General features: G+C 62.9%; 17 protein-coding genes, 2 pseudogenes and 1 riboswitch. Of the genes and pseudogenes, 7 read left to right on the top strand and 12 right to left on the bottom strand.

What is annotated here, in order from left to right; all coding sequences use genetic code 11:
* Nucleotides 1-60 precede the first annotated feature (60 nt).
* The 7 genes and pseudogenes from JG739_RS23375 (at nt 61) to JG739_RS23345 (ending at nt 7297) form a co-directional block, all read left to right on the top strand.
* Complete coding sequence (locus JG739_RS23375) at nt 61-810, top strand: FadR/GntR family transcriptional regulator (protein WP_202363579.1); 750 nt, start codon at nt 61-63, stop codon at nt 808-810.
* A gap of 43 nt (nt 811-853) precedes the next feature.
* Entirely contained in the window at nt 854-2434 is a 1581-nt protein-coding gene (locus JG739_RS23370; protein WP_202363578.1) for an ABC transporter substrate-binding protein, read from the top strand.
* Nucleotides 2435-2514: 80 nt separating this feature from the next.
* Nucleotides 2515-3477, top strand: a complete 963-nt coding sequence (locus JG739_RS23365; protein ID WP_202363577.1) for an ABC transporter permease — start codon at nt 2515-2517, stop codon at nt 3475-3477.
* Nucleotides 3474-4385: an ABC transporter permease gene (locus JG739_RS23360; RefSeq protein ID WP_202363576.1), complete on the top strand. Its 912-nt coding sequence runs from the start codon at nt 3474-3476 to the stop codon at nt 4383-4385. Before JG739_RS23365 ends, JG739_RS23360 begins: the two co-directional genes overlap by 4 nt.
* Before the next feature lie 18 nt (nt 4386-4403).
* Nucleotides 4404-5321: a dihydrodipicolinate synthase family protein gene (locus JG739_RS23355; RefSeq protein WP_202363575.1), complete on the top strand. Its 918-nt coding sequence runs from the start codon at nt 4404-4406 to the stop codon at nt 5319-5321.
* Nucleotides 5322-5323: 2 nt separating this feature from the next.
* Nucleotides 5324-6331 (top strand): ABC transporter ATP-binding protein, encoded by a 1008-nt coding sequence (locus JG739_RS23350; RefSeq protein WP_202363574.1) that lies wholly within the window; start codon nt 5324-5326, stop codon nt 6329-6331.
* A 2-nt stretch (nt 6332-6333) separates the two neighbouring features.
* Nucleotides 6334-7297, top strand: a pseudogene (locus JG739_RS23345) (ABC transporter ATP-binding protein).
* A gap of 104 nt (nt 7298-7401) precedes the next feature.
* Here the strand turns inward: JG739_RS23345 and JG739_RS23340 are convergent.
* From JG739_RS23340 to JG739_RS23285, 12 genes and pseudogenes are all read right to left on the bottom strand, one after another.
* The gene (locus JG739_RS23340; protein WP_202363573.1) at nt 7402-8166 is read right to left on the bottom strand and encodes a hydroxymethylpyrimidine/phosphomethylpyrimidine kinase; all 765 of its coding nucleotides are present in this window, start codon (nt 8164-8166) and stop codon (nt 7402-7404) included.
* Entirely contained in the window at nt 8157-8762 is a 606-nt protein-coding gene (locus JG739_RS23335) for a thiamine phosphate synthase (RefSeq protein WP_202363572.1), read from the bottom strand. The genes JG739_RS23340 and JG739_RS23335 overlap by 10 nt, the downstream gene beginning before the upstream one ends.
* Entirely contained in the window at nt 8759-9532 is a 774-nt protein-coding gene (locus JG739_RS23330) for a thiazole synthase (protein WP_202363571.1), read from the bottom strand. The genes JG739_RS23335 and JG739_RS23330 overlap by 4 nt, the downstream gene beginning before the upstream one ends.
* Nucleotides 9533-9536: 4 nt before the next feature.
* Nucleotides 9537-9734 carry a sulfur carrier protein ThiS gene (gene thiS, locus JG739_RS23325; protein WP_202363570.1) on the bottom strand — a complete coding sequence of 66 codons (198 nt, stop codon included), beginning with the start codon at nt 9732-9734 and terminating at the stop codon, nt 9537-9539.
* The gene (gene thiO, locus JG739_RS23320; RefSeq protein WP_202363569.1) at nt 9703-10704 is read right to left on the bottom strand and encodes a glycine oxidase ThiO; all 1002 of its coding nucleotides are present in this window, start codon (nt 10702-10704) and stop codon (nt 9703-9705) included. The genes thiS and thiO overlap by 32 nt, the downstream gene beginning before the upstream one ends.
* Nucleotides 10701-12530 (bottom strand): phosphomethylpyrimidine synthase ThiC, encoded by a 1830-nt coding sequence (gene thiC / locus JG739_RS23315; protein ID WP_202363568.1) that lies wholly within the window; start codon nt 12528-12530, stop codon nt 10701-10703. The genes thiO and thiC overlap by 4 nt, the downstream gene beginning before the upstream one ends.
* A 91-nt stretch (nt 12531-12621) precedes the next feature.
* Nucleotides 12622-12738, bottom strand: a riboswitch (TPP riboswitch).
* Nucleotides 12739-12839: 101 nt separating this feature from the next.
* Nucleotides 12840-14480 carry an ABC transporter ATP-binding protein gene (locus JG739_RS23310; protein ID WP_202363567.1) on the bottom strand — a complete coding sequence of 547 codons (1641 nt, stop codon included), beginning with the start codon at nt 14478-14480 and terminating at the stop codon, nt 12840-12842.
* Nucleotides 14477-15400: an ABC transporter permease gene (locus JG739_RS23305; RefSeq protein ID WP_202363566.1), complete on the bottom strand. Its 924-nt coding sequence runs from the start codon at nt 15398-15400 to the stop codon at nt 14477-14479. Before JG739_RS23305 ends, JG739_RS23310 begins: the two co-directional genes overlap by 4 nt.
* Before the next feature lie 3 nt (nt 15401-15403).
* Complete coding sequence (locus tag JG739_RS23300) at nt 15404-16318, bottom strand: ABC transporter permease (protein WP_202363565.1); 915 nt, start codon at nt 16316-16318, stop codon at nt 15404-15406.
* Between the two features lie 82 nt (nt 16319-16400).
* Nucleotides 16401-17911 (bottom strand): annotated as a pseudogene (locus JG739_RS23295) (ABC transporter substrate-binding protein).
* A gap of 117 nt (nt 17912-18028) precedes the next feature.
* Nucleotides 18029-18934, bottom strand: a complete 906-nt coding sequence (gene kdgD / locus JG739_RS23290) for a 5-dehydro-4-deoxyglucarate dehydratase (protein WP_202363564.1) — start codon at nt 18932-18934, stop codon at nt 18029-18031.
* A gap of 63 nt (nt 18935-18997) precedes the next feature.
* Nucleotides 18998-19750, bottom strand: a complete 753-nt coding sequence (locus JG739_RS23285) for a FadR/GntR family transcriptional regulator (protein ID WP_128168011.1) — start codon at nt 19748-19750, stop codon at nt 18998-19000.
* Between the last annotated feature and the right edge of the window lie 132 nt (nt 19751-19882).

Below are 19882 nucleotides of genomic sequence, written 5' to 3'. Positions count from 1 at the left end.
AAGCATCGACCGCTTTTGCAGCGCGCCATCGGGCGCCATTGCAGCGGCACTGGGAGCAAAATGCCGGAAAGCAAGTCGATCTCGGAAACCAAGTTGAACCCGGAACAAACATCAATCGAACCGCTGGCCCGACCGCCGCTGCTTCACGTCAGCGTGCAGGAGAGCCTGAGGAACTATATCCAGAGCAACAAGCTCAAGGCGGGGGATCCCTTGCCCCCGGAGACGTTCCTGGCGCAACGGCTCGGCGTCGGCCGCAACTCGGTGCGCGAAGCGATCAAGGCGCTGGAGTCGATCGGCATTCTGGAGACGCGTCGCGGCATCGGCGTGTTCGTCAAGGAATTCTCGTTCAAGCCCTTGCTGGATAATCTGGCATATGGCCTGCAGGATTCATTGCGCGACGTCGAGGAACTGCGCGAGATCCGCCGCGTCCTTGAGACCGGCCTGATTGCAAAAACCATCGAGATGATCAGCGCCGAAGACATCGCCGCGCTGCGCCAGCTGACCGAAAGCATGCGGCGGCGCGCCGAGCGCCAGGAGAGCTTTGCCGAAGAGGACCAGCAATTCCACCAGTTGCTGTTTCGCTGCCAGAACAATCACATGTTGAGCGCGCTGATCGACATTTTCTGGGTGGCGTTCAACAAGGCTTCCAACTTCACCAGCCTCGACAATCCGACGCCGCTGGCGACCTGGCGCGACCATCACGAAATCGTCGAGGCGGTTGCCGCCAAGGATGTCGACCGGGCGCGTCAGCGCCTCGACGACCACTACAGGGGGATTCAGCAAGTGATCGCCAAAAACCGGATTACCTGACCCAACGCCGGACTACCTGACAAATGCCAAGGGAGGAAAAACCATGCGCATCAAGACCATAGCTCGTCATCTGACTGTTTCCGGGCTGCTGCTCGGCGGCCTGGCCCCCAGCGTCCAGGCAGAGGACGCCAAGGCCATAACCGGGGGCTTCGACGTCGGCCCCGGCGGCTTTCCCAAGAACTTCAATCCGCTGGCTGCGACCGGCGGCTTTACATGGCTCAGCACATATTTTGAACCTCTGGTCATCTACAACGCCGAACTGACCGAGCTCGAAGGCGATCTGGCCAAGGACTACAAGGTCAGCGACGACCAGCTGACCTATACGTTCAACCTTGCGCAGGAGACCTGGCACGACGGCAAGCCGTTCACATCCAGGGACGTCAAGTTTACGCTTGAGCTCGCCAGGAACAAGGCCTCCGGCAGTCTGTTTGCCGCGCGTCTCGGCGATATCGCGTCGGTCGACGCGCCGGACGATCGCACCGTGGTCGTCAAATTGTCCAAGCCCAACGGCTCCTTCCTGTCCATTCTCTCGCAGGTGATGATCCTGCCGGAACATGCCCTGGCCGCGATGCCGCCGGAAACGCTGGCCACAAGCACCTGGTGGTCCACCACGCCGGTCGGTACCGGCCCCTTCAAGTTCAAGCGCTATGTCAGCGACCAATATGTCGAACTGGCTGCGGATGACGACTATCGCAGCGGCAAGCCGAAGGTCGATGTGCTCATCAACCGATATTTCGAGAGCCCGGCAGCGGCCGTTGCGGCGCTGCGCGCCGGCGAAATCCAGTTCACCTATGTCGAGCCCGACGATGCGGTATCCTTCAAAAGCGACAGCAATTTCAAGGTGATCGAGGGCGCTTCTTATGTGGTCAACTACATCGGCCTCAACCAGAAGGTCGAGCTGTTCAGGGATGTTCGCGTCCGCCAGGCGATCATGTACGCGATCGATCGCAATGCCATTATCGAGAGCCTCTATGGCGGGGCGGCCAAGCCGGCGAATTGCGGCTATGTCGCGCCGCATCTGCTCCCAGAAGGCCTCGAACCCTATGCCTATGATCCGGCCAAGGCCAAGGCTCTGCTTGCCGAGGCGGGCTGGGATAAGATCAACGGCGACAAGCCGATCACCTTGCTGACCTATTACGGCTCGCCGCAAGCCGCCAATGTGATGGCCGCCATCCAGTCGATGCTGGCCGAGGTCGGCATCAATGTGGTGCCGCGCGTCGTCGATACGCCGACTTACAACGGCATCGTCTACAAGGAAGGCACGCCGGACTGGAACGCGTTTGCGATGGTCTATGCCGGGCTGCAGAACGGCCCGAATCCGGCTGGCATCAGCCCGGGTCTCAACAAGTCGCAGATTCCGCCGGCAGGCTTCAACACCATGCGCATCGAGTTCGACGATCTCAGCGCCGCATTGGACGCTGCGCTCGCCCAGACCGATCCGGCCAAGATCGATCAATCCTGGCAGCAGGTCTGCAAGGTGATGAACAAGGATCTGCCCTGGGCGACATTATGGGTGGCCAACCGCTATGGCGTGGCCTCCAGCAAGCTGCGTGACTTTGTCTGGACGCCGGCGCCGGCCGGCGGTCCCTATGCGGCTCACCCGGAACGCTGGGACATCCAGTAACGGCTGGCGGGCCATTCCGGCCCGCCAACGAAACGGGCCGGCACGATGCCGGCTCCGCTCACCATCGCCACGGACAGCCAATGCTGAGTTTCATTGCCCGCCGCAGCGCTACAGGACTGTTGATGCTGGTCGCGCTCAGCGTCCTCATCTTCATCCTTCTGCGGCTGGCGCCCGGCGATCCGATCGATGCCTATATCAATCCGTCCAGTCCGATGTCTGCCTCCGACCTCGAAGTCCTGCGCGACCGGCTTGGGCTCGACCAGCCGCTTCCCGTGCAATACCTCGCCTGGCTTCGCGCTGCGCTCGGCGGCGACTTCGGCTATTCGATCCAGCGCGGCGGCGTTGGCGTGCTGCCGCTGGTCATGGAGCGCATCGGCCCAACCGCGCTGTTGATGGGCACCGGCCTGGCCATCGCCATCGTGCTCGGCATCTCCGCCGGCATCTTCAGCGCCGTCCGCCGCAACGCGCTGCCCGACATCGCGCTGTCGGTGGTTGCTTTCGTCGGCATCTCCAGCCCGGCCTTTCTGACGGCGCTTCTGGGACTGTACTTTTTCTCGGTGCTGCTGCGCTGGGCGCCATCAGGCGGCATGCAGACCGCCGGCGCGCCTTTTTCCGTAGCGGACGTGCTCGCGCACCTGGTTCTGCCCGCCTGCCTGCTGTCCATCGGACACGCCGCGCTGATCATGCGCTACATGCGCGCGTCGCTGCTGGAAGTGCTCAACCAGGACTATGTGCGGACCGCACGTGCCAAGGGCGTGCGCGAATTCTGGGTGATCATCAAGCATGCAACCCGCAATGCGCTTTTACCGGTCATCACCCTGATCTGCTCGACGGTCGGCATCGCCATCGGCGGCGCCATCTTCCTCGAAAGCGTGTTCAACTGGCCGGGCATGGGCCTGCTGCTGGTCAACGCCGTCGGCACAAGGGACTACCCGGTGATCATGGGCGCCACACTGGTGATCGGCATCTGCGTCATTCTGGTCAATCTCCTGACCGATATCGTCTATGCCGTCGTCGACCCACGTATCCAGGTGTCGCGATGACGATCACCGCACCAGATCCGGCAATTGACCCGACAGCCCCGACAGCCGGGCCGCAAACCAAGGGACCGGTCCGCCGCGCGCTCGACCGCTTCTTTGAAAATCGTGCGGCGCGCGCCGGTCTGCTTATCATCGTGCCCATCCTGCTGGCGGTCTCGACCTATTCCCTATGGTGGCCGTTCAGCCCCAATGCCATCGATCTCAGGGCGATCAACAAGGGACCGTCCGCCATTCATTGGCTGGGCAGCGACGGCGTCGGCCGCGACGTCATGGCCCGGCTGCTGCAAGGCGGACGAATCTCGCTGCTGGTTGCCGTCTGCTCGGTCGCCATCTCGATCGTCATCGGCTTCCTGGTCGGCGCTGTCGCCAGCTTCGGCGGGCGCCTTGTCGACGGCACCGTGATGCGCTTCGTCGACCTCGCAATGACGCTGCCGCCGGTGATCTTCCTGCTCGTGCTCGCTTCGATCGCCGGCACCGGCATCGCGCCGACCATCCTGGTGATCTCGCTGCTCTCATGGCCGGTGCTGTCGCGCATGGTGCGCGCCCGGCTGCTCGAGCTGCGCGAGCGCGACTTCGTCGTCGCCGCGCGAGGCATGGGGGCGGGAATGCCGCATCTCCTGTTCCGTCACGGCCTGCCGAACTGCATCGACATTCTTGTCGTCTACGCCACGCTGCAGATCGCCAATGCCATTCTGCTCGAAGCCGGCCTTTCCTTCCTCGGCCTCGGCATCGCGCCGCCCGAAGCCAGCTGGGGCAACATGCTCAATCTCGCCCGCTCCACCGTCGTCCTCGAGCAATACCCCTGGCAATGGATGTTTCCCGGCGCCGTGCTCGTGCTCACCGTGCTGGCCATCAACTTCATCGGCGATGGACTGCGCGATGCATTCGACCCTCGTTCCGATCTCAACTGACCTGAAGGTTTTTGAAAAATGCCCCTGTTTACCGGCGTCGTGCCACCTGTCGTCACTCCGCTCAATGCCGATTTCAGTGTAGACTTCCCGTCGTTCACGCGGACAATCGAAAACCTGCTCGACGGCGGCGTTCATGGCCTGTTCGTGCTCGGCTCGACCAGCGAGGTGGTCTTTCATGACGAGGCCAGCCGCCGGGCCATCCTCGAGCACGCGGTCAAGATCAACAATGGCCGCGTTCCGATCTTCGCCGGCGTCATCGACCCGACAACCGATCGCGTCATCAACCACGCCCTGACAGCCAGGTCGGCCGGCGCTGACGCAGTCGTGGTCACCGCGCCGTTCTATGCCCGCACCAGCCAGCCCGAGATCGGCGACCACTTCCGCTATATCAAGGACGCGGTCGACATCCCTATCATCGCCTACGACATCCCGGTCTGCGTCCATGTCAAGCTGGAGCGAAAGACCACCGTCGGCCTGGCCAGCGAGGGCGCTATTGCCGGTATCAAGGATTCCAGCGGCGATGACGGCAATCTACGCTATGTGCTCAAGGACATGGCCAACGATCCGAATTTCTTCGGCATGACCGGATCCGAGATCCTGGTCGACAGCGTGCTTGCCATGGGCGCGCATGGGGTCGTGCCGGGCCTCGCCAATGTCGACCCGCACTGCTACGTCAGGCTGTGGAACCTGATGCAGGCGGGCCAGCACGCCGAAGCTCGCCTGGAGCAGGAGCGGCTGTTGAAGCTGTTCGAGATCGTCTGGATCTCGCTCGGCAGGACGAGCGCCGGCTCGGCCGGGGTCGGCGCCTTCAAGACCGCGATGAGGAGCCTCGGCATCATCGCCTCCAACACCATGGCGCGGCCGCAACGCAGCCTGAACAACGAGGAAGCCGCAAAGGTCGACATCATCCTTCGCGACGTCGGCTTGTTGCGCTGACCGTGGACGCTCCGATCCTCTCGATTTCCGGTCTGCGGGCGGTGTTCCGTATCGCCGGACGCGACATCGCCGCCGTGCAGGATGTCGATCTGGTGATAGGTTCGGGCGAGACGGTTGCGCTGGTCGGCGAGTCGGGATCGGGCAAGTCGGTCACCAGCCTGTCGATCATCGGCTTGCTGCCGAAGAAGATCGGACGCATCGCCGAGGGCTCGATCACGCTGCGGCGCAGGGACGGCACGGTCACCGAGCTGACCGGCCTCGATCCCGAGTCGCTGCGCAAGGTGCGCGGCAACGACATCGGCATGGTGTTCCAGGAGCCGATGACCAGCCTCAATCCGGTCTACAGCATCGGCGAACAGATCGCCGAGCCGATCCGCATCCATCTCGGCAGGTCGCATCGGGATGCGGCCGCTGATGCCGTGCGGCTGCTGGCTCAGGTCGGAATTCCAGACCCTGATCGGCGGGCGCGACAATACCCGCATGAATTGTCGGGAGGGATGCGCCAGCGCGCCACCATCGCCATGGCCTTGTCGTGCGATCCGACCTTGCTGATCGCCGACGAGCCGACCACCGCGCTCGACGTCACCATCCAGGCCCAGATTCTCGACTTGCTGGCCGCGCTGCAGGCGCAACGCGGCATGGGCATTCTGTTCGTCACGCACAATCTCGGCGTCGTTGCTGAGATCGCCGACCGGGTCGCGGTGATGTATGCCGGTCGCATCGTCGAATCGGGTCCGGTGAGCGAGGTGTTCACCCGTCCGCGTCATCCCTACACCGCCGGGCTGATGCGTTCGGTGCCGCGACTTGGCCAGGCCACCACGCTGAAGGCAGCAGGAACGCCGCTGCCGACCATCGCCGGGAATGTTCCATCACTTGCCTTGCTGCCCAAGGGCTGCTCTTTCGCGCCGCGTTGCGCTCTGGCTGTCGATGCCTGCCGCACTGCTGTCCCGCCATTGTTCGCGGCGACGTCGACCCAGCAAAGCCGTTGTTTGCGCTGGGAGGATCTCTGACAGTGGACGCTCCCTTCCTTTCGGTCAGGAACTTGACCAAGCATTTTGCGCCGACGGCGTTCTCGCGCGGTCCCGTCGTCAGGGCGCTGGACGATATTTCCTTCGACATCGCGCGCGGCCAGGTGGTCGGCCTCGTCGGCGAATCCGGATCGGGCAAGACCACGATCGGCCGCTCGGTGCTGCGTCTCATCGAGCCGACATCAGGCGAAATCAGCTTTGACGGCATCGATATCACCAAGCTGAGCGCCGGGCCGCTGGCTCGCCAGCGCCGCAAGATGCAGTATATTTTCCAGGATCCGTTCGCCAGCCTGTCGCCGCGCATGACCATCGGCCAGATCCTGACCGAAGGCCTCGACATTCAGCGTATCGGCAGCAGGCGCGAGCGGCGGGCGAAGGCGGAGAAGGCGCTTGCTGCTGTCGAGCTGCCAGTTGATGCCTATGATCGCCCACGAGTTTTCAGGCGGGCAGCGCCAGCGCATCGGCATCGCCCGGGCGCTTACGCTCGAACCCGAATTCATCGTCGCCGACGAGCCAGTCTCTGCCCTCGATGTCTCCATCCAGGCGCAGATCATCAATCTTTTGCGCGACCTGCAGGTCCGGCTCGGCCTGACCATGCTGTTCATTTCGCATGACCTGGCCGTCGTCGAATATATCTGCGACACGGTGATCGTTCTCTACCTCGGCCGGATCATGGAGGTCGCGCCTGCTGCCGAGCTCTATGCCAGGCCGCAGCATCCCTATACGCGCGCGCTGCTTTCGGCCATTCCCTCGCTCGACCCACTGGCCAGGCAGGGCCGGCAGGTGCTGAAAGGCGACATTCCAAGCCCGGCAAATCCGCCGAGCGGGTGTGTCTTCCGAACCCGCTGCCCGGTTGCCCTCGACGCTTGCGCCGGAATCGTCCCGCCATTGCGGGCAACAACGTCCGATGGCCATCTGAAGGCCTGCATTCGCGACGACATCGCTTGAGACAAGACCCGACAAGGCGATTTGCTTCGCGCTGAGAGACTCTCCGAAGGGGGGCGAAGAACCGCCCGCCAGCTTGCTGCCCAGAAAAGCCAAGCTCAACTGTCTCAATCCCGAGAGATCGATTTCCGAATCTTCTCGAAAACCAACAGCTTGCTTTTGCGCACGCCGTCTTCAAGCGGGCTTCCGTTTGCCAGATGCGCGGCGATGGCGCTGGCCAGCGCGCAACCCGTCCCGCGCATCGATCCGGCAAGACGCGGCGCATCGAAGCGGATGGGCTCTTGATCGGCGCGCAGCAGGATGTCCGTCGATCGACACCCCGCGGCGTGGCCGCCCTTGATCAGCAGGGCCTGCAATCCGGCGGTGAGCAATTTCTGACCTTGTTGCAATGCGCCGTCATCGTCCTTGGCCAGGTCTGAGCCGGCAAGGACAGCCAGTTCGATGAGGTTGGGTGTGACGAGACGACAAAGCGGAATGAGTTCTTGCTTCAGGACGCCGATAGCGCCTGTGTCCAGAAGCGGCCAACCCGAAGAAGAGACCAGCACCGGGTCGATGACTGCCGATATCTGTGGGTTCTGGCGCAGCACACCCGCGACGGCGACGGTGATTTGCTCCGTTGCGAGCATGCCGATTTTGATCGCCCCTACCGCGTTGGCTTGCAGCGCGGCACGCATCTGGTCGGCCACCAGCCCGGGTTGCAAATTGTGGATTTCCGTGACGGCTTCATGCGTCTGCACCGTCACGGTGGTAACGGCAAGGCAGGTGCGCACGCCGATGGAAGAGATCGTCTCGATATCGCGGGCTATGCCGGCGCCGCCGCTGGAGTCCGATCCGCCGACGACAAGCACATGCGGTTCGCGCGTCAACGCCATCGGCCCGTCTTTTCGATCCACTCGCGCGTTCGCGCTTCCGGATCGGCATCCAACGTGATGTCGGTCACTACCGCGGCGCTGTCCGCACCGGCACCGAAGACGCCCTCGAGCCGGCCGGGGTTGAGGCCGCCAATCGCGACCAGAGGTGTCGGCGCGATCTGGCGCTTCCATTCGCCAAGCCGTTCGAGCCCCTGCGGCGCCCATTTCATCTGTTTCAGGATGGTCGGATAGATTGGCCCGAGCGCGATATAGTCCGGTCTGGCGGCAAGGGCTGTTTCGAGTTCGAGATGGTCGTGCGTGCTGAGGCCGAGACGGAGACCTGCAGCCCTTATCCGGGTAAGGTCCGCCGCTTGCAGATCTTCCTGTCCGAGATGAATGAAATCGCAGTCCTCCTCGATCGCCAGCCGCCAGAAGTCATTGATGATGAGCTGGCATTTGTATCGGGCGCACAAGGCCTTCGCCTTGCGGATCTCGGCGCGCAACGCAGCCTCGGCGAGGTTCTTGACGCGAAGCTGCACCAGCCTGACGCCGAGCGGCGCCAGCCTTTCAATCCAGGCGGCGCTATCGACGATCAGATAAAAAGGATCGAGTTTCATTGAAAGACTGCCCGGCCAATTGTCGGCGTCGATGGGACGGCGAGGTCACGCGGCTCGAGCAGGCCCGAGCGATACGCCTCACGGCCGGCATCGACCGCCTTGCCGAACGCGCGCGCCATGCCGACCGGATCGGCGGCCTTGGCCACTGCCGTGTTGAGGAGCACCGCGTCGAAGCCGAGTTCCATCACGAGAGCCGCGTGAGATGGGCGGCCGAGGCCCGCATCCACGATCAGCGGGACATCCGGGAAATGGCCTCGCATCGAGCGGAGCGCGGTGACATTTACCGGTCCAAGCGCAGAACCGATCGGCGCGCACCAGGGCATGAGCACCCTGCATCCGGCTTCCAGCAATCGCTCGGCGACGACGAGATCGTCTGTCGTATAAGGAAATACTGCAAACCCGTCTTCGCACAGGATTCGCGCGGCCTCGACCAAGCCGAAGACATCCGGCTGCAGCGTATCATGATTGCCGATCACCTCGAGCTTGATCCAGTTCGTGCCAAAAACCTCGCGCGCCATCTTTGCGGTCGTGACGGCTTCCTTGACGGAGTGACAACCGGCGGTGTTGGGCAGGACATGCAGCCGCAGCGATTGGATAAGCGACCAGAATTTCTCGCCACCCTTGCCGCCGGCCATTTCGCGGCGCAATGAGACGGTCACCGCGGACGCACAGGATGCCTTGACCGCATCGGCAAGAATGGCGGGCGAGGGGTACTGTGCGGTGCCGAGAAGCAGGCGCGACGAAAGCTTGGTTCCGTAAAGCTCGATCACGTTACTAACCTCCTTGCATGGGTGAGAGAATCTCGATCCGGTCGCCGTCCTTCAGCTGGAACAGCGCCCGCTCAGTCGCGTGCACAAGCTCGCTGTTCACGGCCGTTGCAAGCCAGTTGCCTTCGTAGTCAAGCGCCACCAGAAGCTCCGCCAGGGTGGCGGCGGCGAGCTCATGCGCTTCGCCGTTGACCGTCAGTTTCATCAGCAAATTCCACCGGTTTGTCAGAATCGAAAACAAGGTCGGCCGCCCGGCGCGCCATGGCGGGGGCCAGAAGGAAACCATGGCGGTAGAGCCCATTGATCGCGACGGTTCTGCCATGCGCTTCGACGCGCGGCAGGTTGTCGGAAAACGCCGGGCGAATGCCGACGCCCGTCTCAACGATCGCGGCCTCGCCGAAGGCGGGATGAACCGAATAGGCGGCGTTCAGGAGTTCCATCATCGCCCGTACCGTGACCGGCTCCGTGGACAGGCTCTCGACCATCGTTGCACCCGCCATGAAATGGTGGTCGGCGCGCGGCGCCAGATAGAGCGGCAAACGCGGGTGCAGCAGCCTGACCGGGCGCGACAGCGAGATGTCGGGTGTACGCAGGATCAGCATCTCGCCGCGAACGCCGCGAAGCCTTTCATCGCTGGACGCCATTCCCATGCAGTCGATCTCGCGGCCGAATCCCGTCATGTGCCGGGCGTCCACTCCGAAGCGGAACTCGACGCCGCTTCCGGCGAGTTTTTCATGCAGCGCCGCCATGGCACGGCGTGGGTCGAGATGGGCTTCGCCCGGGAAGAACAGCCCGCGTCGGAAGCGGCCGGCAAGATCGGGTTCCAGGAGCGCGATTTCGTCTTCGTCGACCCGCCGATGACCCGACGTGCGGCTTGCAAACCGGTCGAGTTCGCCCGCATCCCGCGGCATTGCCAAAACGAGCGTTCCCGCCCGCGTGACATGACCCGGCAGCACCGCATCCCACCAGTCGGCGGCATCGCGTCCGAGATCCAGCACCGGCTGCTCGGCGCTTTCGCGTTCGCACCAGGGCGCCAGCATGCCGCCGGCCATCCATGATGCGTTGTCACCGAGGCCATGCCGGGTCTCGGCAATGGTTACCGCAGCACCGCGGGCGGCGAGTTCGAAGGCGGCGGTGAGGCCGGCGACGCCGGCCCCTTTGACCAGCAGCTTCATGACGGCTCCGGCACCTTCGGCATCGGCGGTTCGCCGTCCACCGGCATATAAAGGTTGCCGCCCTCGCGGTACTTCGCCGCCATCGCCGCCATGCCCTCTTTCTGCGCCTCGGCCCGAATGTCGTGGGAGATGCGCATCGAGCAGAATTTCGGCCCGCACATCGAGCAGAAATGCGCCAGCTTGTGCGCCTCCTTCGGCAAGGTCTCGTCGTGGAAGGAGCGCGCGGTTTCGGGGTCGAGCGACAGGTTGAACTGGTCTTCCCAACGAAACTCGAACCGCGCCCGCGACAGCGCATCGTCGCGGAGCTTCGCTGTCGGATGACCCTTGGCGAGGTCGGCGGCGTGCGCGGCTATCTTGTAGGTGATGACGCCCGTCTTGACGTCGTTGCGGTCGGGGAGACCGAGATGCTCCTTGGGCGTGACATAGCAGAGCATCGCCGTGCCGTACCAGCCGATCATCGCCGCGCCGATGCCTGAGGTGATGTGGTCGTAGCCGGGTGCGATGTCGGTGGTCAGCGGCCCAAGCGTGTAGAAGGGCGCCTCGCCGCAGACTTCGAGCTGCCTGTCCATGTTCTCCTTGATCTTGTGCATGGGAACATGGCCCGGCCCCTCGATCATGACCTGGCAATCCTTGGCCCAGGCGACCTTTGTTAACTCGCCGAGCGTTTCCAGTTCGGCGAACTGCGCCGCGTCGTTGGCGTCGGCGATCGAGCCGGGACGAAGGCCGTCGCCGAGCGAGAACGACACGTCGTAGGCTCTGGCGATGTCGCAGATTTCCTCGAAATGCTCGTAGAGGAAGCTTTCGCGGTGATGATGCAGGCACCATTTCGCCATGATGGAACCACCTCTACTGACGATGCCGGTGACCCGGTCGACCGTCAGCGGGATGTAGTGCAGCCGCACACCGGCATGGATGGTGAAATAGTCGACGCCCTGTTCGGCCTGTTCGATCAGCGTATCGCGGTAGATTTCCCAGGTCAGGTCCTCGGCGATCCCTCCGACCTTCTCAAGCGCCTGGTAGAGCGGCACGGTTCCGATCGGCACCGGCGAATTGCGGACGATCCACTCGCGGATGTTGTGGATGTTGCGACCGGTCGACAGGTCCATGACCGTGTCGGCTCCCCAGCGGATCGCCCAGACCATTTTTTCGACCTCTTCGGCCATCGACGAGGTGACGGCTGAATTGCCGATATTGGCATTGATCTTGACTAGGAAATTGCGGCCGATGATCATCGGCTCGCTCTCCGGATGGTTGATGTTGGCTGGAATGATAGCCCGCCCACGCGCCACCTCGTCGCGCACGAATTCCGGCGTGACGAAGTCCGGGATCGCCGCGCCGAAAGACTCGCCGTCGCGCTGTAACCCGCCGCGAAAACTCTCGCGGCCGAGATTCTCGCGAATGGCGACGAACTCCATTTCGGGGGTGATGATCCCGGCGCGCGCATAGGCAAGCTGCGTCACCGCTTTGCCCGTTTTTGCCTTTAGCGGCCGGTGGCGCATGGGAAACTCCGGCGTCAGGCGCTCACCTGACGCGAAGCCGTTGTCCTCCGGCCTGACACTGCGGCCATCGTGAAATTCGACGTCACCGCGCGCCGTCACCCATTCATGGCGAAACCTGGCGAGGCCCTTTTCGATGCTGGTTTCGACAGACGGATCCGTAAAGGGGCCGGACGGATCGTAAACGGTGACAGGCGGTTCGCCTGCAGTCGGATGGACGGCGATTTCCCGCATCGGCACCCTGATCTGCGGGTGAATCAGGCCGGGTTTGTGGATTTTCCTCGAGGCGGGCAGCGGTCCCGTCGAAACGGCGGGGGCGATGGCATTCATTTGAGGCTCCTTTGCTCAAGCATTGGAGACCCAGTTCTGTGCCGGAAGGATGAAAAGACGCTTCTGCCTGCCTGCTTACAGGATTTCGGGCCGCAAAGCGCTTGCACCGTCCCTACGCCAGTATGAACTGGATCAGGTTCAACGGGTCACTGCGCCGCGAAAGCCAGCAGTATCTCAGCCCCTTGCCGGGACCCCCCTGGTGAATGGGTCAAATTGAGCGGGCGATCGCCATTTTGTCAAGCGCATTCGGTCCATCAATCGGCAACGCTAGCTGGGCGCGCGCGGACAATCGAGGCCGATATCCAGGAACTATTGAGCCTGCGTAAGCCATTTGGGCTTAGGCACAGCCTGCAACAGGCTTTGCGTATATTCGTGGCGAGGCGCCCCGAACAGCGCCGCGGTTTGGCCTTCCTCGACAATCTTTCCGTCTTTCATGACCATGATCCGGTCGGCGAAATGGCGCACGATCGGCAGGTCGTGGGTGATGAAAATATAGGAGAGGCCGAGCCTGGTCCTGAGGTCGGCCAGAAGATCGATCACCTGCGCCTGGATAGAGACGTCGAGCGCCGAAACCGCCTCATCGCAGACGATCAGTTCCGGCTCGCTGGCAAGCGCGCGCGCAATGGCGATGCGCTGTCGCTGGCCGCCGGAAAACTGGTGCGGGTAGCGCTCGGCGTGCTCTGGCAACAGCCCAACCAATTCCAGCAGCTCTGCCACTCGAGCCTTCCACCTGTTCTTCGGCAGGATATCGCGGTGGATCACCCAGGGTTCGGAAATGATCGAATAAACGCGCATGCGCGGATTCATCGATCCGTGCGGATCCTGGAAGACCATCTGGACCTTGCGCCGAAACGCCATAAGGCGCTTGCCGTTCATGTCGAAGATGTTCTCACCGGCAAAGACCGCCTTGCCGGCGCTTGGCGCGTTCAGGCCTAACAGCATGCGCGCGACGCTCGATTTGCCGGAGCCGGACTCGCCGACGATGCCGAGCGTTTCGCCTCTCCTGACCTCGAAGCTTATGTCGTCCACCGCCTTGAACGTCCGTTTGCTGCTGAAAGCTCCGGAAGCAAGCTCATAGTGCTTGGTAAGATGTTCCACCTTGAGCAGCGTCTCGCCGGCGATCGCCGTCGAACGCCTGTTTGGCGCCTCCGCTGCGTTGCCGTGGGGCAGGGCGGCGATGAGGCGGCTTGTATAGGCGTGCTGCGGATTGCTGAAGACTGCCTTGGCGATACCCGTCTCGACGACCTTGCCGGCGTTCATGACGATGATCCGGTCCGCCATGGACGCGGCGACTTCGAGGTCGTGGGTGATCATGATCAACGCCATGCCGGTTTCGCGCTGGAGATCGCGCAGCAGATCGAGGATCTGCGCTTGCACGCTGACGTCCAGAGCGGTCGTCGGCTCGTCGGCGATCAGGATGTCCGGTTTCAGCGCGATCGCCATGGCAATCATCACGCGCTGGCGCTGTCCGCCCGAGAACTGATGCGGATAGAAGTCGACGCGCGTTTGCGGATGTGGAATGCCGACGCGCCGAAGCAGTTCTATCGCCTTGGCGCGTGCGTCCTTGCCGCTTCCCGCGCCGTGGCTCTCAAACACCTCCTGGATCTGGCGCCCCACCGTATAGACGGGGTTCAGGTAGGCGAGCGGATCCTGAAAGATCATCGCAATCCTGCGGCCGTTGATGCTTCTGCGCGCCTCGGCGCCGAGGCCTGCCAGTTCGACGCCGTCGAACCGGCAGGAGCCGGCCACGATATCGCCTGGCGGACAGTCGACGAGATCCATCACCGTGCTGGTGCTGACGCTTTTTCCCGAACCGCTTTCGCCGAGGATCACCAGCGTTTCGCCACGGCTGACGTGGAAATAGACGTCGTCGACGGCGCGTACCGGCTCATCATCCGAAAGGAAATCGACGGTCAGGCCCTCGACTTTGAGAATGGTCGCGTTGCTCATCGGGCAGCTTTTCGCAATGTCTGAAGGCGCCAGCGTTGCTGCGGATCAGCGACGGTGCGCGCCCAGTTCGAGAGAATGTTGAGCGACAGCGTCGTCAGCATGATTGCAAGACCCGGCCAGAATGCGATCCACCAGGCGGTGGCGAGATAGCCGCGGCCGTTCGCCACCATCGCACCCCAGGTGAAGTCGGGTGGCTGAATGCCGAGGCCAAGGAAACTCAGCGCCGATTCCGATAAGATGACGGTCGCGAAATCAATGGCGGAAATCGTCACCAGTGTCGGCAGGACGAGGGGTGCGATGTGCCGGATGATGATCCGGGCCGGCTTTGCTCCCATGGCTCGCGCCGCGCTGACGAACATGCGCTCGCGCAGCTCCAGCACCTCCGCGCGCGCCGTCCTGAGGTAGATCGGCATGCGCGTGACGGCGAGAACGATCACCAGGTTGGTGATGCTGGGGCCAAGCGTATAGAGCACGATGAGCGCCACCAGCAGCGACGGAAAGCTCATGACGACATCGGCCAGGCGCAGGATGAGATGGCTATACCAGCGCTCCGAATACCCCGCTATCAGGCCCAGTGTTCCACCGACCAACATCGACGCGAACACCGCAGCCGCGGCAATGCCGACCGTATTCTGCGCGCCGACAATCAGCCTGGCCAGGATGGGTCGGCCAAGGGTATCGGCGCCCAGGATGTAGATCCAGCCACTGGCCAACGAGAACGGGGCGAGGTTGCGCTGGCGCAGCCCCAGCCGCGATGCGGCGTCGCCCACCAGCCACGGGCCGAGGACCGCCGCGATGACGACGATCGCCAGGAAAATAGCAGCGGCGAGCGCAAGCCTGTCGCGCTTTAAATAGGCGAGAAGCACGCTGCCGCTGCCTGGTACGGCCGCCGGCTTGATGTCGGGAATGATGATCGTCATGGCTTAGTACCGGATGCGCGGATCGAGAACCGCATAAAGCAGGTCGATCGCGATGTTCAGGACGAAGATTGCGGTTGCCGTCACCAGAATGGTCGACTGGACCACGGCAAAATCGCGCTGGATGATTGAATCGATCATCAGCTTGCCGATGCCGGGCCAGCCGAATATCGACTCCACGACGACGGCGCCGTTGACCAGACTGGTCGCCAGGTCGCCGGCGACCGTGACGACGGGCAGCAGCGAGTTGCGAAGCGCATGCCCGAAGATGATCTTCTGCCGCGGCAGGCCCTTGGCCCTTGCGGTTTTGATGTATGGAGAGGCAAGCGCCGACAGCATGGTGCCGCGCACGACCTGCACCAGGAGACCGAACGGGCGAAGCATCAGCACGAAGGTCGGCATGATCCAATGCGCCCAGCTGCCGGTGCCGGATGTCGGCAAAACTCCGAGTCCCACGGCGAAGACAAGGATGCCGACGATGGCGACCCAGAAATCCGGCGCGCTTGCGCCGGCCAGCGAGACGAGGCTGGCGCCACGGTCGAACATGCTGCCTGGCCGCGCGGCCGCCAGGCAGCCGACAAGGATAGCCAAGGCGGTCGACAGGGTGATCGCGACGGCGGCAAGCTTCAGCGTTTCCGGGAACGCCTCAAGCGCGACCTGCATCGCCGAGCGGTTCTGGCGCAGCGATTCACCGAAATTCAGCTGCAGCAGATCGCGCAAATATCCCAGAAACTGCCAATGGATCGGCTGATCGAGGCCGTTCAATCGCGCGAACGCGGCCCGCGCTTCCGCAGTCGAGTCCAGAGGCAGGTACAAGGCGGAAGGATCGCCGGTGAGCCGTGTCAGGAAAAAAACCAGCGTCAAAAGACCGATGACCGACAGGATGCTGTGCGACGCCCGGCGTCCAAGATAGGTGATCATTTCGGATGCCCTTCGGCGGATATCGGCGGAGGCAACGGATCAGGGGCGCAGGGCGACGATCGGCCTGGCGCCCCCGTATCGCTCAGTCTTTGATGGCGATATTGGCCAGCGGTATTTCGCTGTTGGTGGTGATATCGGGCTTCCATTCCAGCCTGGTGCCAACGCGGGTGTAGCCGATCATGTGGAACATCGGGATGTCCGCCGCCACTTCGTTGCGGGCCTTGCCGAAGATCGCCTTGAAGCTGTTGGTGCGGGCTTCGCCGGTCGCCGCCAGTGCCTCGTCTATCTGCTTGTCGAATGCCGGATCGGCCAAGGTCGAGTAGCTGCCGCTCGATCGATAGAAGATCGGCACAGTGAAGGCCGCATCGCCCTTGTTGTTGTCATGCATCATCTGCAGGAGATTGGGGCCGCGCTCCGCCGGGAACGGCTTTTGCAGATAGCGCAGCCAGTCGGCGACATCGAGCATGGTAAGCTTGACGTTGAGGCCGGCATCCTGCCACATCGTCATCATTGCCTCCATCGCTTCGGCGCCGTTCGGATAGATGCCGTTTCGCCCGATGAGCTTGATCTCGGTATCGACCGCGACACCCGCGGCGCGGGCGCCACTTCGATGAGTCTTTTCGCCTCTTCGGGATCATACGGCCAGGGCTCGAGCGCATCGTCATGGCCGTTGATCCCGGAGACGACCATCTGCGACGCACGCTTGACGTCGTCGCCGAACAACTGGGCAAGGCCTTCCCAGTCGATCGCCAGGTTGAGCGCCTTGCGCACGCGCAGGTCATTGAGCGGCGGCTCGGCGGTATCGATACGGATGGCGGTGGTTTCGGAGTTGAGGTAGGCGAAATCCGTCTCCGGATTGCTGGCGTCCTGGATGGCAACCGACGGTGTCAGGTCGGCTTCCCCGGTCTCCACCATGGCGGCTCGAATCGAGGATTCGGGTCGCCAGACATAGGTTGCCTTGGTGATCTGCGGCTTGTTGCCCCAATAGCCGTCGAACGCGTCCAGCACCACGGTCTGCGGGGAAAAGGTCGACAGCGTGAACGGGCCGGTGCCGACCGGATCGTTCACCGCCTGGTCGACCGGCGTCTTCGGCGAGACGATCATGACCACGCTCAACAGCGTTGGCATGATGGGCTCGGGCCTGTCCGACTTTATTTCGACGGTCAGGTTGTCGACCGGCGTCAGCGTCAGTTTGGCATCGCCGAATTTCGCAATGTTGCTGCAGGTAAGCTTGCCGCTGATCATCCTGTTGATGGAGAAGATGACCGCATCCGCATTGAGTTCGGTTCCGTCCTGGAATTTGACGCCCTCGCGCAGCTTGATCCGCCAGGTGGTCGGGTCCACGCTGGTCCACTCGGTCGCCAGTTTCGGCTGGGGCTGTCCACTGTTCGGATCGATGACGGTCAACGATTCAACCACGTTTTGGCTGAGTATCTGGCCGACATTGGTGATGATGGTGCCGCAGGGCTCCAGATTGGCCGGCTGCTCCGGCAGGACGATACGGATCTCCTGCGCCGCTTCCTGTGCGACGGCCGATGGCACGGCAGCGGTCATCATTACGACAGCTGCAATCGTATGCACGCTTCTATTCATGTCACTCCTCCCTTGATCTTCCATTGGGGATCTTCCATTTGGGATCTTCCGTTTTGGCTGTCGCGCGAGACGATCCTCCTCATCCCGTTCGGCCGACAATTTGCCGATCTGCGGCGGCTAGGCGGCGATCTTCTCGATCAGTCCGCGCAGCACGTCTTTCTCCTGCGGCTTCAGATCCGTCAGCGGCGGCCGAAGCGGGCCGGGTGTTCGTCCGATGAGTTCGACGCCTGCCTTGATGATCGACACCGGATAACCTTGCTCGCGATCGCGCAAAGCCGCGAACGGGAAGAAGAAGCTGTGCAGGATTTCTTCCATGGCAGCGCGATCACCTGTCCGCATCGCCCTGTAGAAGCGCTGGGCCAATTCCGGCACGAAGTTGAAGACCGCGGAGGAATAGGTCGTCACGCCGGCGCCGTTGAAGCCCTCGGCGAACAGCTCATGTGTGGGCATGCCACCGATGTAGCAGAGCCGATCGCCGAGCTTTGCGGTGACGTGGCGGACAAGATCGACCTTGCCTGTGCCGTCCTTGAAGCCGATGAGGTTTGGGCACGCGTCAGCAAGGCGGGCAACCGTGTCGGCATTGGCGACCGAGTTGGCACGGTTGTAGATGATGACGCCGAGGCCGGTGGACTGGCACACGGCTTTGACATGCCGAAAAATCCCCTCTTGCGAGGCCTCCATCAGATAGTGCGGCAGAAGCAGGAGACCGTCGGCGCCCGCAGCTTCGGCGCGGCGGGCGATCTCCGTGGCAAGCGCCGTGCCGTAGCCACAGCCGGCGATGATCGGCACGTCTCCCGAGGCATCCTTGGCCGCGCGGGTAACGTCGGCGACCTCTTCCGGCGACAGGGAGAAGAATTCACCGGTGCCGCCGGCCGCGAACAGGGCAGCGGCGCCGAACCCCGACAGCCATGCGACATGCGCGCGATAGCTTTCGAGATTGAGGCTGAAATCCTCGTTGAAATGCGTGACCGGAAACGACAGCAGCCCTGAAGCAACACGCGATTTGATTTCATCTGGCGACAAAAAACTCATCCCACAAATTAATATGATGCCGTCCTGGATTCATATGATGAGTTTCCGGACGAGTCAACCGCCGGTGTTGTCCTGATTTGTCGGGCGCCGGACGGTGAGGGCGCGATAGCGCTTTATCCCGGTCACCAAATGGCGGCGCATCGCCTCACGCGCCTTTTCCGGGTCGCGGGCCAGGATCGCATCGGCGATTTCCCTGTGCTCCTGCAGAATCGGATGGTCGCGATTGGGCAAGGGGTCGACGCCGCCCATCATCGTCTTGAACTTCACCCGCGGGATCATCCGCCGGCCGACATGTTCGAGGAAAGCCTTGAACCTGGCGTTGTTGGTTGCGGCGGCAATCGCCATGTGGAACTGGAAGTCCGCATCGTCGGTGGGTTGGCCTTGCGCCATGAGGTCGGCGAACCTTTCGACCTGGGCCTCGATTTCGGCCTCTTGCGCCGGCGAACTGCGGGCGGCGGCAAGGCCGGCTGCCTCGACTTCGATGCCGATGCGCAGTTCGAGCTCTTCGATGATGTCCGAGATCTTGTTCGTTTCGTCGGTAAACAGCTTCAATCCCTCGTCGACGGGTTTCGGGCCGAGAACGAAGACGCCGGCGCCTTGCCGCGATTCCACCAGCCCGTCGGCGCGAAGCGCGGCGATGGCCTCCCGGACCACCGTGCGGCTGAACCCGAACCGGTCGATCAGCGCCGGTTCTGTCGGCAATTTGTCGCCAGGCGCATAGAAGCCGGCTTCGATCTGGCCGCGCAGCGCATCGGCAACCTGAGAGACGAACGACCGCCGAGACGTTCGATGTTCGGCCTGCTGCATGGGTCCTCCCAACTTTTCCGGATCCTGAGGATCCATACTCCCAGTGCGGGCCAAAAGCGAGGTCATCGTATGAAAATTTTCGCCTGGAAGTAGGATGTCTTCAGGTCATCGTATGGCTTCTGTGCTCAGCAT

The organism is Mesorhizobium sp. L-2-11, assembly GCF_016756595.1.
Lineage (GTDB): Bacteria > Pseudomonadota > Alphaproteobacteria > Rhizobiales > Rhizobiaceae > Mesorhizobium.
The sequence above is the reverse complement of the archived record's forward strand: the minus strand, read 5'-3'. Positions and strand labels throughout refer to the sequence as shown.